Raw genomic sequence first — 15,155 nt, 5'->3', positions numbered from 1 at the left:
TTTTCCGAAGTGAGAGCCAATGTCAGCGGGAAAACCGATTTGGTGAAATTGATGCCTTGGGCGGGCGTGTCTTTTGCAAATGGATGCTTAGGGGTCCAAAAATAACGTTCCAATGCGATATGACATGTATGGATCGTCGACGGTTTCCTTCGGGAATGAAGCTCATGTTACGATGATCGTTTCCTTCGGGAAATTAGTTAATGCTTACGAAGGTAGTTTCCCTTCGGGAAACGAAGCTCATGCTTACGAAGATAGTTTCCCTTCGGGAAACTTTTAGGAGGACGACAAATGCTTGTAAAATGGCGATTGATAGCGCAGCTGCAATATTACCGAATCCTGTTTCTTTTGGGGCTGAAAAGCGAAGAAATCTACTATATCGGCGGCAGCGAGGCGCTCCCTCCCCCGCTGACCCGGGAAGAAGAGGAATATTTGCTGCAGCGGCTTCCGACGGGGGATGCGGCCATCCGGTCGATGCTGATTGAACGCAATCTGCGCCTGGTCGTCTACATTGCCCGCAAGTTCGAAAATACCGGCATCAACATCGAGGATCTGGTGTCCATCGGCGCCATCGGCCTGATTAAAGCGGTCAACACGTTCGACCCCGAAAAAAAGATCAAGCTTGCCACGTATGCCTCGCGCTGCATCGAAAACGAAATTTTGATGTATTTGCGCCGCAACAGCAAAATCCGCAGCGAGGTTTCTTTCGACGAACCGCTCAATATCGACTGGGACGGCAATGAGCTGCTTCTATCGGATGTGCTCGGCACCGAAAATGATACGATCTACCGCAATATCGAGGAACAGGTCGACCGGAAGCTGCTCCACAAAGCGCTCGAAAAGCTGACCGACCGGGAACGCACGATTATGGAGCTTCGTTTCGGCCTGCAGGACGGCGAAGAAAAAACGCAAAAAGATGTTGCGGATATGCTCGGGATTTCCCAATCCTACATATCCAGGCTGGAAAAAAGGATTATCAAACGCCTCCGCAAGGAGTTCAACAAGATGGTGTAGCGAAATTTTGCAAGGAATAAAATGAGCCCCCAGGGAGATAATGTACATTAATGTTTCTCCTTGGGAGGTATATCATCATGACCCGAAACAAAGTCGAAATTTGTGGCGTGGATACCGCAAAATTACCGGTCCTAACCAACGTGGAAATGCGGGAATTATTCCACTCCTTGCAGCAACACAACGAACGGTCAGCCAGAGAAAAGCTCGTGAACGGCAACCTGAGACTTGTGCTCAGCGTCATTCAGCGCTTCAACAATCGGGGGGAATTTGTCGACGATTTGTTTCAGGTAGGCTGTATCGGACTGATGAAAGCTATTGATAATTTTGACTTGTCGCAAAACGTGAAATTTTCGACCTATGCGGTCCCGATGATCATCGGGGAAATCCGCCGGTACCTGAGGGACAACAATCCGATCAGAGTCTCGAGATCGCTGCGGGATATCGCCTATAAGGCGCTGCAGGTGCGCGATTCCTTGACCAACCAAAATTCGCGGGAACCGACGATTTTCGAAATTTCCGAAGTGCTGAACGTACCCAAAGAGGATGTCGTTTTTGCCCTGGACGCGATCCAGGATCCCGTGTCGCTGTTCGAACCGATTTACCATGACGGCGGCGATCCCATCTACGTGATGGACCAAATCAGCGACGACAAAAACAAGGATGTGCAGTGGATCGAAGAAATCGCCCTCCGTGAAGCGATGCAAAGGCTCGGCCAGCGGGAAAAAATGATTCTTTCCATGCGCTTTTTTGAAGGAAAAACCCAGATGGAGGTTGCCGACGAAATCGGCATTTCCCAGGCGCAAGTGTCCCGGCTCGAGAAATCGGCCATTCAGCAAATGCAAAAACATGTGAAATCGTAAAACCAACAATTGAATATCGAGGATTGGCGGAAAAGACATTTACGTTTATGCCAAGCCTATAAACCTAAAAGCGATCCGTTTCGGGTCGTTTTTTTTAATGCATCGGAGCTTATGGTTTCCGAGGTAACCTATAAAGCCCCTGAATCGGCGTCGAAGCAAAAAACAGGTTATTTTATGGATCATGTCCGAAGGGCCTCTTCATCAGACATATGTGGCAATCAGCGGTTTCATTCATGGTTGTTTCACTTGAAGCATTTGTCGGGGCAAACCCGCATCAGGCCTGAGCATAGGGCGCCGGTCAACGTTTTTGATTTTCGAAAAAGAAGGGCATTTTGCCCAAAGGGAACATATACTTATATCAAGAATACGGTAGCGGATGATGCAGGCACGCAAATTTAGGAGGAAAAGGGGCTGCGGACATTGATTCCAGAAAAACAGACGGTGGGGATAAACATGAAAATATCCGATTTTCAAACCAAAGACGTCATCAACATCGTGGACGGCAAAAGGCTCGGCCAAATCAGCGATTTGGAGCTGGATCTCCGCCAGGGCCGGATCGACGCGATCGTCGTGCCAAGTTATAATAAATTTTTGGGCTTGTTCGGCGGCGGGGCGGATCTCATCATCCCATGGCAAAACATCGTCAAAATCGGTTCGGATGTCGTTTTGGTCAAAATGGAAGAACTCAAAACGCTGCCGAACGAAAAGGAAGCTTCGTCCCACGGAGACCGCCAGGAAAGGGATCGCCGAAATTACAGGGATTTGTGAGTCTTCATGTGGTACACTGGATGTTGAGGTGAACAGGTATGGAACCGTTTGTTTTGAAAGAGGAACAGGGACGCCCGGCGCTGTTTATGCTGGAGCCTTGGGTTAGCCGTTATGGCGGCATCAGTGCCGGCTTTACGAGCCGGAACGGGGGCGTGGGCCAGACGCCTTACGATTCGCTGAATTGCGCTTTTCACGTCGGCGACCGTGCCGAGGACGTCATTGCCAACCGCGAGCTTGTCGCGTCTCGGCTTGGGTTTACGCTTGCTTCATGGACATGCGGGGAACAGGTCCACCGCGCCGATATCGCCGTTATTGACAAAAGCCTGGCGGGTGCGGGAAGCTTAACGCGGGAATCGGCCGTTCAGGACACGGATGGGCTGCTTACCAACGTACCGGGCGTGATGCTCACGTCTTTTTATGCCGATTGCGTGCCTTTGTTTTTTTATGATCCGGTTCGGCAGGTGGTCGGTCTTGCGCATGCAGGCTGGAAAGGAACCGTGGCGCGAATCGCAGCAAAAATGGCGGAACGCATGACGGAGGTTTTTGGCAGCCGGCCAGAAGATATACGAGCGGCCATCGGGCCGTCGATCGGGTCCTGCTGTTATGAAGTCGATGGAAAAGTTATGTCTTATGTCCATGATTTAGCAAAAGATTTCCTGGGTAATGACGAGTATTCCGTATCGGATTGGTACATAACCAAAGAAGGCGGCAAATATATGCTCAACTTGAAAGAAATGAATCGACACATTATGATTAAAGCAGGAATATTGCCGACTCATATCGAATGTACATCATGGTGTACGAGCTGTCGTAACGATTTGTTTTTCTCATACCGGAAGGATGGGGGAACGACAGGACGAATGGCTAGTTGGATCGGGCTAAAAGAGGGGTGAGCCTTCCGTGACTTTGGAAGAGCGGATACAGGACGTCAATCGACGCATTGAGCAGGCTTGCCGGCGCAGCGGCAGAACGCCTGAAGAAGTAAAGATCGTGGCGGTTACTAAATATGTTTCGCCCGCGATGACGGCCAAGGTGCTGGACAGCGGGCTTGAGCATATTGGCGAAAACCGTTGGCAAAACGCACAGGATAAATGGGAGGCGCTCGGACACCGGGGCACGTGGCATTTTATCGGTCATCTGCAGACCAACAAGGTAAAAGACGTGATCGGAAAGTTCGAGTACATCCATTCGTTGGACAGGCTCTCGCTTGCCAAGGAACTGGAGAAGCAAGCCGCCGCGCGGGGGCTTCAGGCCAAAGCTTTTTTACAGGTCAACATTTCCGGGGAAGACAGCAAGTACGGCTTGTCCCCCGAGGATGCGGCATCGTTTTTGCAGGAAATTCAAAACTTTTCCCATATTAAAGTGATCGGCTTGATGACCATGGCTCCTTTTGAAGACGAGGCGGAGGATACCCGTTTTGTATTCAGGGGGCTGCGCGAGTTAAGGGACGAATTGAACCGCAGGGGCATTACGCAGGAACCGTTAACGGAGCTTTCCATGGGCATGTCTAACGATTTTGAAGTGGCGATTGAGGAAGGAGCGACTTGGATTCGTTTAGGCAGCATTTTAGTAGGGAAAGAGGAGGGGGAAGGATGAGCGTGATGAATAAATTTATGTCTTTTTTGGGATTGCAGGAGCAGGAAGAAATCGTGGAGCGGGAGCAGCTTCCGGTTGAAGAAGAAGTTGAAACTCCGCAGTTGGAAGCGCGTAGAAACCCAAGGGGAAATAATGTGGTCAGCATTCATTCGCAAAAAAACGTCAAGGTAATCCTCCATGAACCGCGCTCCTACGACGAAGCCCAGGAAATCGCCGATCACTTGCGTTCCCACCGGACGGTGGTCGTCAATTTGCAGCGGGTTCGTACCGACCAGGCGCTGCGGATCATCGACTTTCTCAGCGGAACGGTTTATGCCTTGAGCGGCGGCATTTCCAAGATTGGCGGGAACATTTTTTTATGTACCCCGGATACCGTTGAAATCTCAGGCACCATTTCCGAAATACTTGCGGATGAACATGATTACAACAGAATGAGGTGAAGCGGTTTTGTTAGATATAATTACCATCGTGGATTATCTGTTCCAAATTTACTTTTACATGATTATCGTTTACGTGCTGATGTCCTGGCTTCCGAACCTGCGGGAAAGCTTTATCGGCGAGCTTCTGGGCAAGCTTGTGGAGCCGTATTTGTCGCCGTTTCGCCGTTTTATTCCTCCGATCGCGGGAATGCTTGATATTTCGCCGATCATCGCGCTGATCGTGCTGCAGTTCGCCGAGCGGGGCGTTCTTGCGATTCTGATGTATTTATTGGTGTGAGTGACGATGAAACTGGATATTTACGATCATTTTCATCCGGATGAGCGCGAGTTCGTCGATCGGGCATGGGAATGGGTTGTGAACGCTGGCCAATACCATGAAACCCGTCTGACGGACTTTTTGGATCCAAGGCAGGCTTTTATCGTGGAATCGCTGGCGAACCGCCACCCGGACGTGCACGTGCGGTTTGACGGAGGTTATGAGGAAGCGGAACGGACAAGGGCGCTGATCGCCCCCGACTACCGCGATTTAAGCGGCGAGGACATGAAGCTGAAGGTGCTCAGCATCGATTCCGTAGACCGGAAATTTCTGACGTTGGAGCATGGCGATTATATGGGATCGATTCTTGGCCTTGGCATTAAACGTTCCAAAATCGGCGACATTCACGTGCTGGAGAGCGGCTGTCACACGGTCGTATGCGAAGAAATCAGCGCCTTTCTGGACATGAACCTGAATCAGGTGCATCGCGTGCAAGTTCACAGCGAAATTTTGCCGATCGATCAACTTCAAACGAACAAAGCCGCGCTGGAGCCGATGGATATTACGGTCGCCTCGCTGCGCCTGGACGGGATCGCGTCCGACGTGTACAGGCTCAGTCGAAGCAAGGTGTTGATTCCGATCCGGGCCGGCCGCTGCCGCGTCAATTGGAAAACGGTCGAGGATCCGTCGGCTCCGCTAAAGGCGGGGGATGTCGTGTCGATGCAGGGCTTCGGCCGTTTTAAGGTGCTGGAAGCGGGGGACGTTACAAAAAAAGGACGCTACCGGGTTAAAATAGGTAAATTTGTGTAGACTCGCAGCAGGAAATAGGTTATTCCTGTCGAAATCTAATTCAAGCGAATACTAATAAAATGGTTTTATTCGGCCGATACAATCCAAGAGGGCTGTATCATCAGATCCGTTTGATAACAGGGGGACCTGAACATTCTTAGGAGGTGCACATCTATGCCGTTAACGCCGTTAGACATACATAACAAGGAATTTTCACGCAGGCTTCGGGGCTATGATGAAGATGAAGTGAATGAATTCCTCGATCAGGTCATTAAGGATTATGAGAGTGTCATTCGCGAAAACAAGGATCTTCATAATCAGTTGATGTCATTGCAGGAAAGATTGGACCATTTCCTTAACATCGAAGAGACGCTTTCGAAAACGATCATCGTCGCCCAGGAAGCGGCGGATGAAGTGAAAAACAACGCCAAGAAGGAAGCGCAGTTGATCATAAAAGAATCCGAGAAAAATGCGGATCGCATCATCAACGAATCGCTTGCCAAGTCGCGCAAAATTGCGATGGAAGTGGAAGAATTGAAAAAGCAGGCTTCCATTTACCGTACCCGATTCCGGACGCTGGTGGAAGCGCAGCTGGAGCTTTTGAGCCAAGACGGCTGGGATGCGCTGGAATCGCCCGGCGATTCCCGGGATACCCGCGAAGCAAATGAGGTATACTAGGCTTCTGCTTGGTTGACTTTTGAATGAAAAAGGGCTATAACTATAGTCATATCGGTTGTCGCGCGCAGTCGCGGCAGCGTTGAAGCGCATATGGATTCCATGATGGGATAAGTAAGCTTTGGACATGTTCTCCAGAGAGTCGGCGTTTGCTGAGAGCCGACGTTCAGACCGAAGCCGAAGATCCTCCCGGAGAAGCGAAGCTGAAGCGTTAGCATTAACGTGCGTAAGCCGAGCCGGCATGCCGAACGTTATATCGGCTCCTTGCTGACGGCGATGTTCCTTGGGAACCCCGATCAGGCGAGGACTTGAGGAGTCGTTCAGGGGAGTTTTGTTTCCCCATGAGCGGAATTAGGGTGGTCACGCGAGCAGAAGCCTCGTCCCTTTTAGGGATGGGGCTTTATTTGTGTTTGTTTTATCGAATCCCCCTAAATTCTATCGAATCCCCCTAAATCCCCCTTTCCAAAGGGGGACCCCAGAGGACGCTGCCCTCTGGACACCCGAAAGTTCGGCGTAGGGAGGGGGAGTGGCGCGATAAAGCTGCTTTTGGAGTTGTGATCGGTTCTTCCTCAGCTCCCTTCGGATCGCTATCGGGAACCTTCCATGCGTGCGATGGGTGCGGGAGCGATAAAGATGCTTTTGGAGGTGTGACCGGTTCTTCCTCGGCTCCCTTCGGATCGCCATCGGGAACCTTGCATGCGTGCGATGGGAGTGGCGCGATAAAGCTGCTTATGGTGGTGTGGTCGGTTCTTCCTCGGCTCCCTTCGGATCGCCATCGAGAACCTTCCATGCGTGCGAGGGGAGTGGCGCGTTAAAGCTGCTTATGGAGGTGTGACCGGTTCCTCCTCGACGCTCCTTCGGAATCGTCATCGGGAACCTTCCATGCGTGCGATGGGAGCGGCTCGATAAAGCTGCTGTTGGAGTTGTGATCGGTTCTTCCTCAGCTCCCTTCGGATCGCTATCGAGAACCTTCCATGCGTGCGATGGGTGTGGTGCAAAGAGTAACTTTTTGTTTTTGAAACTAGAGAGCGCATCCGTTAAGCGTGCCCCGTCTTTGCGAAGGCAAAGAACGGGGCGAAAAGCGGGAATCACATAAAAAGAATCAAAGTCCGTACTCTGTGACTCCCTCGACCCATTTCGGGAGTCCAGAGGGCGGAAGCCCTTGGGGTCCTCCTAAAAGTTTTCCGAAGGAAAACTCGCTTCGAAAGCATTCGCTTAGAAGGGGGATTTAGGGGGATGGGAAATTCCTTCCAAGGAATTACACGAAAGGATGGATATGATGCAAAAAGTCGATATCAAAGAAAAAGCGCGCACACGCGACCTGCGCGTACTGAAAAAATGGAACAAGGAAGATACCTTCCGCAGATCGATGGAAAACCGCAAAGGCAGACCGAACTACGTGTTTTACGAAGGTCCGCCTACGGCGAACGGCGCGCCGCATATCGGGCACGTTCTCGGCCGCGTCATCAAAGACTTTATCGGCCGTTACCAAACGATGAAAGGCTACCGCGTCGTCCGCAAAGCGGGCTGGGATACTCACGGCTTGCCGGTCGAGCTTGGCGTGGAAAAACAGCTGGGCATCTCCGGCAAACAAGAGATCGAAAAATACGGCGTTGAAGAATTTATTAAAAAATGTAAAGCCAGCGTATTTGAATATGAAAAACAATGGAGAGAGCTGACCGAGGCGATCGGCTACTGGACCGACCTGGATCATCCGTACATCACGCTTGAAAACAACTACATCGAAAGCGTGTGGAACATCCTCGCGACGATCCATGACAAAGGACTGCTGTACCGCGGCCACCGCGTAAGCCCGTATTGCCCTTGCTGCCAAACGACGCTCAGCTCCCACGAAGTGGCCCAAGGCTACGAAGATGTCAAAGACTTGAGCGCAACAGCCAAATTCAAGCTGCATGACAGCGGCGACTACGTGCTTGCCTGGACGACGACCCCTTGGACGCTGCCGGCTCACGTTGCGCTCGCGATGAACCCGGATATGGATTATGCGCGCGTGCAAAAAAACGGCGAAGTGTACATCGTGGCCAAAAATCTGGTCGAAGACGTGATGAAAGAAGATTATCAGGTGTTGTCCACGCATAAAGGCTCCGAGTTTATCGGAAAAACCTACACGCCGCCGTTTACGTACATCCATCCGGAAAAGGGCAACCTGATCGTCGGCGCTTCGTTCGTCACGGACGCAAGCGGTACCGGTATTGTCCATATGGCGCCTGCGCACGGTGAAGACGACTACAGAACATGCCGCGAAAACGGGATCAGCTTCGTCAGCGTCGTTAACGCCCAAGGCCGCTACACCGATGAGGTTACGGATCTGGCCGGACGTTTTGTGAAAGATTGCGATTTGGACATCGTGAAGATGCTGTCGGAGAAAGGCCTTTTGTTCAGCAAGGAAAAATACGAACACAGCTATCCGTTCTGCTGGCGCTGCAAATCGCCGCTCCTGTATTACGCGATGGAAAGTTGGTTCATCGAAACGACGGCCGTCAAAGATCAGTTGATCGCCAACAACAACGGCGTGGAGTGGTTCCCGGGCCATATCCGCGAAGGCCGTTTCGGCAAATTCCTTGAAGATCTCGTGGATTGGAATATCAGCCGGAACCGTTACTGGGGTACGCCGCTGAATGTTTGGGTGTGCGAATCCTGTAAAAAAGAATACGCTCCGCACAGCTTTGCGGATTTGAGAGAACATGCGACAACGGCTCTCCCGGATGATTTTGAACTTCACAAGCCTTACGTGGACGAAGTCAAAGTCAAATGCCCGCACTGCGACGGCGGCGTGATGGAACGCACCTCCGAGGTCATCGACGTATGGTTCGACAGCGGTTCGATGCCGTTTGCGCAGCATCATTATCCGTTCGAAAACGAGAGCACCTTCGAAGAGCAGTTCCCTGCGGATATGATCTGCGAAGGGATCGACCAAACCCGCGGCTGGTTCTACAGCTTGCTGGCGGTTTCCACCCTCTTTAAGGGCGTGGCGCCTTACAAAGCGGTTATCGCGACGGGCCACATTTTGGATGAAAACGGACAAAAGATGTCCAAATCCAAAGGCAACGTCATCGATCCATGGGATATCATCAACGAATTCGGCACAGACGCGTTCCGCTGGGCATTGCTGGCCGACAGCGCGCCATGGAACAGCAAACGTTTCTCCAAAGGCATCGTTGCGGAAGCGAAATCCAAAGTCGTCGACACGCTCGTGAACACTCATTCGTTCCTGACGTTGTACGCAAACATCGACGGCTACGATCCGGCGGAGCATCCGTTCAAGCCTTCCGACAATAAACTCGACCGCTGGATTCTGTCCCGTTTGAACAGCCTGATCCAACTGGTCGACAAAGGTCTTGCGGTGAACGACTTCCTGAACTCGGCGAAAGGCATCGAAGGATTTGTCGACGAGCTGAGCAACTGGTACATCCGCCGTTCCCGCGACCGTTTCTGGGGCAGCGGGCTGACCGAAGACAAACTTGCGGCATACGGCACGCTGACGCATGTGCTGCTGACGCTGTCGAAATTGATGGCGCCATATACGCCGTTCCTGTCCGAAGACATTTACACCAACCTCGGCGGAGGCGAAAGCGTGCACTTGGCGGACTTCCCGCAGGCCGACGAATCGCTGATCGACAAAACGCTTGAAGCCGACATGGAAGCGGCGCGCCAAATCGTCGAGCTTGCGCGCAACGTGCGAAACGAAACGGGCATCAAAACCCGTCAGCCGTTGTCCGAACTGATTGTTTCCATGGATCGTCCGTTTGACGCGGAGGGCTACCAGGAGATCATCAAAGAAGAAATCAACGTGAAGGACCTCGTGCTGGAAACAAGCGACAGCGGGTTCGTGGACTTTACGCTCAAAATGAACCTGAAGGTGGCCGGCAAAAAATACGGCAAAAACATCGGCTTCCTCCAAGGCTTCCTGAAAGGTTTGTCTCCGGAGGAAACGAGAGCGGCCGTTCAATCCGGAGGCCTCAACGTTACCTCTCCGGAAGGTGAAGAGCTGCAAATTACCGCCGACGAATTGCTCGTCGAAAAACATGCCAAGAGCGGATTCGCTTCGGCTTCCGGTTACGGCATCACGGTTGCCCTGAATACCGAGATTACGCCTGAGCTTGAGCAGGAAGGCTGGGTCAGGGAAGTGGTCCGCGCCGTTCAGGATTACCGCAAAAAGCTTGACCTGCCGATCGAAAAACGGGTAACGCTTGTTTTGGACGCGGACGAAGAGCTAACCCAAGCGATTCGGGCCTTCGACCATGTGCTCCGCGAAAACGTGCTGGTCAAAGACGTTGTGTTCGGCAAGGAAGACGGCATGGAAACCGTTGATTTGGCAGGCAAAACGCTTGGCGTGCGCATTGCCGAGTAACTCCGAAAGACAAAAAAAGCCCAAGATAGCCTTCCCGCTTGAATGAGAGGTTGACTTTAGGCAAATAATAGCAGTCAAAGAATAAAACGAGCCTTAAGGCGCCGGACAAAAACCGGCGGCTGCGGGCTCGTTTGTTTTTCTCGCGAGATGCTTTGCAACGCTTTTATGAAGGGGAAGTCATCTATGGTCAACGATCAGAAAACATGCGAATCTGCGGCGGAGAAAGAGCAGCTGAGCCGGATCTACCAGCTTACGGCCCAAATTGCGGACGAGATGGAAAGATCCCGCATTGCCGACTATACTCAGCTTCTTCACAAGCCGATGCGGATGATCTGGCTGAATTTGCTTTCCGGAACGGCACGCGGGGTCGGGATTGCGATCGGTTTTACTTTTTTTGCCGCCACCATTATTTACGTCCTGCAGGTGCTTGGTGCGCTCAACCTGCCCATCATCGGGGATTATATCGCGGATATCGTGCGGATCGTGCAGCGGCAGATGGAACTGAAAACATATTAGACCGGCGCAAGGAAGGAAATCGGACGAAACGAAAGATCAAATGAGATAATCTTCTTCGTCCTCTTCCTCTTCAGCCAGCTGGTACATGTCGATTCCTTCGCCCATGTCCATGTATTTGCGGTATTGCTGGTTACGCACGATATCGATCAGGTTGCCGTACATGTCGGTGGCGACGAAAGCTTCCAAAGGTTCGACGCAGCCTTCAAGTTCTTCCGACGCTTCGATTTCCATCTCGTTGTAGCTGTGGATTTCATTGCCTTCGGCCATGGCCGGCGTGTTGGATGTCCCGAAATTTTCGACCGCCTGCCAGGCGTCTTCACCGTCAAAACCGTTTTGGTCTTCGCGTTCATCCAAACTCGTGCGGCCGAACGGGGGCATCAGGAAATGTTCCTCCACCGGGCGATAGTTGGATACATGATGTTTTGGCGAATCCTCCACGCAATATTCCGTCGTCGGAACGGCTTCGAGGCGCTCATAGGAAATCGGTTTATCGCAAACCGGACAGATGCCGTAGGTTCCTTGATCCATCCGTTCGAGCGCGTCGCGGATCTGCTCCATCCGATGATCGTCGTGATTTTGAAGCATAAGGTCCTTTTCACGTTCGTACATCTCGGTGGCCATATCTCCTGGATGGTTGTCAACGAGAGAGAGCTCGCCCGATTCGTCCCGCATGGACTCGTCAAGGCCGTAGGAATCGTTTTCCTGATCTTTATGCTGTAGCGACTGCAGCTGCTCTTCCAGCAAGGAACGCAGATGCTTGAGCTGTGAATCGGTAAGATGCTGCATAAGTACGGGCCCCTTTCCTTTGACGGCAGCGAAATGCCGCTTGAGACAATTCCTTCTTTTGTAGAATGCGCGGAATAAGCTTGTTTTACAGAAGGAAAATCTTCTCGCGGTTGGACGTTAATGGACGATGTTTGACGTGCTGTGCTACAATATACAGGTCTTAGTTGACATGAAACCGTCAGGGTCTGCGGACCTAATTGATAAGAACGGAGTGACTTGGCGCTGTGTGGTATTATATCCTCGCTATTATCGCGTTTTTAGTGGATCAGGGGACAAAATTCATCATTGCGAAACAATTGGAGATCGGTCAGGAAATCCCGGTCATCGGGAACTTTTTTGTGATCACCTCGAGCCGCAACCGCGGGGCCGCCTTTGGCATTCTCCCGAACCAACGGTGGTTTTTTATCGTCATAACTATCGTTGTTGTGATTGCGATTATTTGGTACATGCAAAAAGTAAGAAAAACTTCTTCGCGCAAGCTGCTGCCGGCGGCGCTTAGCCTCGTGCTTGGCGGAGCGATCGGCAATTTCCTTGATCGGGCGCTGAACGGGGAGGTCGTGGACTTTTTGATGTTCAACTTCGGAAGCTACACGTTTCCGATCTTCAACATCGCCGATTCCTGCATCGTGGTAGGGGTGGCGCTGATCATTTTGGATTCACTGATTGATTTGAACAAAACACCAAAAGAAGAAGGCAGCGGGGAAGGGAATGAAATCGTGTGAGTGAAGCCGATATCCGGGAATGGGTGATCGACGGGGCGTATGCCAAAGAACGGATCGACAAATACATCACGGAATCCTGGGAGGAGGACGTATCCAGATCCCAGGTACAGCTGTGGATCGGTTCGGGACATGTCAAAGTCAACGGCCAACCCGTCAAAGCCAATTACAAGCTGGCCGAAGGGGATGTCCTTGAGGTCACCGTGCCGGAGCCCGCGGTCGTGGAAATTGTGCCGGAGGATATCCCGCTTGACGTAGCTTATGAAGACAGTGACTTGATCGTGGTGAACAAACCGCGGGGGATGGTCGTGCATCCGGCTCCCGGTCATGCCTCCGGGACGCTTGTCAATGCGCTGATGTATCACTGCAAGGACCTGTCGGGCATTAACGGGGAGCTGCGGCCGGGGATCGTTCACCGGATCGACAAAGACACCTCGGGCTTGCTGATGGCCGCCAAAAACGATAAGGCGCATGCTTCGCTTGCCGCCCAGTTAAAGGAGCACAGCGTGACGCGCAAATATGTCGCCCTCGTCCACGGCAACGTAAGCCACGACCAGGGAACCGTCGATGCGCCGATCGGCCGTGATCCGCTGGACCGCAAAATGTTTACGGTGACCGAAAAAAACAGCAAACATGCGGTTACGCATTTTGCCGTGCTGGAGCGGTTCGGGGATTACACGCTGCTCGAGCTGCAGCTCGAAACAGGCCGAACCCACCAAATCCGCGTCCATATGAAATTTATCGGCCATCCGCTTGTGGGGGATCCGGTATACGGGCGCAGCAAAGGCATCAAAATGGACGGGCAGGCGCTGCATGCAAAAGTGCTTGGTTTTGTCCATCCGTCGAGCGGGGAATATTTGGAATTCACCGCGGAGATCCCGCCGGACATGGAGCAACTGCTCGTCAATCTGCGCAGCCGATGAAAGTACAAATGATACGATGATTAGTCCATGGCATTCAGCCATGGATTCCTTCATATTTAGGGATAGAATTTTGCCTAAATAGGAGATGAAATGGTACATGAGCATCGAACGATATCAAAATACGTATATTCAGCACAATTTTGCGGACCGGATTGGCGGATCCAATTACGGTAAAGATACAGCGATTTACAAGTTTGAAAAAATTAAACGCGCCAAAGCCCAAGCGAAAAAGGATTTTCCGGAAGTCGAACTGATCGACCTGGGCGTAGGCGAACCGGATGAAATGGCGGATGCCGGCATCGTCGCGAAGCTTGCCGAAGAAGCGGCCAAGCCTGAAAACCGCGGTTACGCGGACAACGGCATCCCTGAATTCAAGGTTGCTGCCGTCCATTACTTAAAAGAAGTGTTTAACGTCGACGGCATCGACCCTGAAACCGAAGTCCTGCATTCGATCGGCTCCAAACCGGCGCTGGCCATGCTGCCTTCGTGTTTTATCAACCCGGGCGACGTTACGATCATGACGGTGCCGGGATATCCGGTGATGGGAACGCACACCAAATACCTGGGCGGGGAAGTTTACAACGTCGAATTGAAAAAAGAAAACAACTTCCTGCCCGATTTGAATGCCATTCCCGAAGATATCGCCAAACGCGCCAAACTGTTTTACCTGAACTATCCGAACAACCCGACGGGGGCCAGCGCGACCGCGGAGTTTTTCGGCGAAGTCGTGGAATGGGCGAAAAAGCATAACGTCGTCATCGTTCATGACGCGCCGTATGCTGCATTGACTTACGACGGTCTGAAGCCGCTTAGCTTCTTGTCCGTTCCGGGGGCGAAAGACGTCGGAGTGGAACTCCATTCTTTGTCCAAATCCTATAATATGACCGGCTGGCGGATCGGTTTCATCGCGGGCAACCCGCTTGTAGTCAAAGCCTTTGGGGATGTGAAGGACAACAATGATTCGGGACAATTTATCGCAATCCAAAAAGCGGCCGCTTATGGTTTGTACCATCCGGAAATTACCGAAAACATTGCGGCCAAATACTCCCGCAGACATGACATGCTGGTCGCTGCGCTAAACGAACTCGGCTTTAAAGCCGAAAAACCGAAAGGCTCCTTCTTCCTGTACGTGGAAGCGCCGAAAGGAATTAAAGGCGGCATCCGCTTCGAATCCGGCGAAGATTTCTCCCAATACCTGATACGCGAAAAACTCATCTCCAGCGTGCCTTGGGATGATGCCGGACATTTCGTCCGTTTCTCCGTCACGTTTATCGCAAACGGCGAAGAAGACGAAAAACGGGTCATCGGCGAAATCAAACGGCGTCTGAGCGACGTGGAATTCGAGTTTTAACAGCATAGTCATGAACGTTCAACGGGCAGCCTGGCGGCTGTCCGTTTGTGTTCTAAAGGGGTTTTCGAACGGCAATGAATTGCGGCTTCGGGT

Annotated in this window: 15 protein-coding genes; 14 read left to right on the top strand and 1 reads right to left on the bottom strand. The window is 51.9% G+C overall.

From position 1 onward, the window contains the following. Positions 1–288 precede the first annotated feature (288 nt). The 11 genes from sigE (at position 289) to RJP21_RS05135 (ending at position 11,283) form a co-directional block, all read left to right on the top strand. On the top strand, positions 289–1,011 hold the full coding sequence (sigE, locus tag RJP21_RS05185; protein WP_160044660.1) for an RNA polymerase sporulation sigma factor SigE: 723 nt from the start codon (positions 289–291) through the stop codon (positions 1,009–1,011). Between the two features lie 77 nt (positions 1,012–1,088). Continuing rightward, positions 1,089–1,871 (top strand): RNA polymerase sporulation sigma factor SigG, encoded by a 783-nt coding sequence (gene sigG / locus RJP21_RS05180; RefSeq protein ID WP_160044661.1) that lies wholly within the window; start codon positions 1,089–1,091, stop codon positions 1,869–1,871. Between the two features lie 453 nt (positions 1,872–2,324). Then, on the top strand, positions 2,325–2,639 hold the full coding sequence (locus RJP21_RS05175; RefSeq protein WP_310858374.1) for a YlmC/YmxH family sporulation protein: 315 nt from the start codon (positions 2,325–2,327) through the stop codon (positions 2,637–2,639). A 38-nt stretch (positions 2,640–2,677) separates the two neighbouring features. Beyond that, the gene (gene pgeF, locus RJP21_RS05170) at positions 2,678–3,532 is read left to right on the top strand and encodes a peptidoglycan editing factor PgeF (protein ID WP_310858373.1); all 855 of its coding nucleotides are present in this window, start codon (positions 2,678–2,680) and stop codon (positions 3,530–3,532) included. A 7-nt stretch (positions 3,533–3,539) separates the two neighbouring features. After that, on the top strand, positions 3,540–4,235 hold the full coding sequence (locus RJP21_RS05165) for a YggS family pyridoxal phosphate-dependent enzyme (RefSeq protein WP_310858372.1): 696 nt from the start codon (positions 3,540–3,542) through the stop codon (positions 4,233–4,235). Continuing rightward, on the top strand, positions 4,232–4,675 hold the full coding sequence (locus RJP21_RS05160) for a cell division protein SepF (RefSeq protein WP_160044665.1): 444 nt from the start codon (positions 4,232–4,234) through the stop codon (positions 4,673–4,675). Before RJP21_RS05165 ends, RJP21_RS05160 begins: the two co-directional genes overlap by 4 nt. Before the next feature lie 7 nt (positions 4,676–4,682). Next, positions 4,683–4,952 (top strand): YggT family protein, encoded by a 270-nt coding sequence (locus RJP21_RS05155; RefSeq protein ID WP_160044666.1) that lies wholly within the window; start codon positions 4,683–4,685, stop codon positions 4,950–4,952. Positions 4,953–4,958: 6 nt separating this feature from the next. After that, complete coding sequence (locus RJP21_RS05150) at positions 4,959–5,741, top strand: YlmH family RNA-binding protein (protein WP_160044667.1); 783 nt, start codon at positions 4,959–4,961, stop codon at positions 5,739–5,741. A 153-nt stretch (positions 5,742–5,894) separates the two neighbouring features. Next, positions 5,895–6,398, top strand: a complete 504-nt coding sequence (locus RJP21_RS05145; RefSeq protein ID WP_160044668.1) for a DivIVA domain-containing protein — start codon at positions 5,895–5,897, stop codon at positions 6,396–6,398. A 1,276-nt stretch (positions 6,399–7,674) separates the two neighbouring features. Further along, complete coding sequence (ileS, locus tag RJP21_RS05140) at positions 7,675–10,767, top strand: isoleucine--tRNA ligase (protein WP_310858608.1); 3,093 nt, start codon at positions 7,675–7,677, stop codon at positions 10,765–10,767. A gap of 183 nt (positions 10,768–10,950) precedes the next feature. Next, a complete protein-coding gene (locus RJP21_RS05135) occupies positions 10,951–11,283 on the top strand; it encodes a DUF5665 domain-containing protein (protein WP_397386176.1) in 333 nt (110 codons plus the stop codon). A 36-nt stretch (positions 11,284–11,319) separates the two neighbouring features. Here the strand turns inward: RJP21_RS05135 and RJP21_RS05130 are convergent, their stop codons facing one another. Continuing rightward, positions 11,320–12,069, bottom strand: coding sequence for a TraR/DksA C4-type zinc finger protein (locus tag RJP21_RS05130; protein ID WP_310858370.1), 750 nt, complete (start codon positions 12,067–12,069; stop codon positions 11,320–11,322). Positions 12,070–12,293: 224 nt separating this feature from the next. Here RJP21_RS05130 and lspA point away from each other — a divergent pair, with 224 nt between their 5' ends. The 3 genes from lspA to RJP21_RS05115 all read left to right on the top strand — a co-directional run bounded on the left by lspA (position 12,294) and on the right by RJP21_RS05115 (position 15,062). Beyond that, a complete protein-coding gene (gene lspA, locus RJP21_RS05125; protein WP_160044671.1) occupies positions 12,294–12,791 on the top strand; it encodes a signal peptidase II in 498 nt (165 codons plus the stop codon). Further along, positions 12,788–13,711, top strand: coding sequence for an RluA family pseudouridine synthase (locus tag RJP21_RS05120; RefSeq protein WP_310858369.1), 924 nt, complete (start codon positions 12,788–12,790; stop codon positions 13,709–13,711). Before lspA ends, RJP21_RS05120 begins: the two co-directional genes overlap by 4 nt. 97 nt (positions 13,712–13,808) lie before the next feature. Next, on the top strand, positions 13,809–15,062 hold the full coding sequence (locus RJP21_RS05115; RefSeq protein WP_310858368.1) for an LL-diaminopimelate aminotransferase: 1,254 nt from the start codon (positions 13,809–13,811) through the stop codon (positions 15,060–15,062). Positions 15,063–15,155: the final 93 nt, after the last annotated feature.

The organism is Paenibacillus sp. VCA1, assembly GCF_031583795.1.
In the GTDB taxonomy this organism is placed as follows: Bacteria; Bacillota; Bacilli; order Paenibacillales; family Paenibacillaceae; genus Paenibacillus_AQ; species Paenibacillus_AQ albilobatus.
The sequence above is the reverse complement of the archived record's forward strand: the minus strand, read 5'-3'. Positions and strand labels throughout refer to the sequence as shown.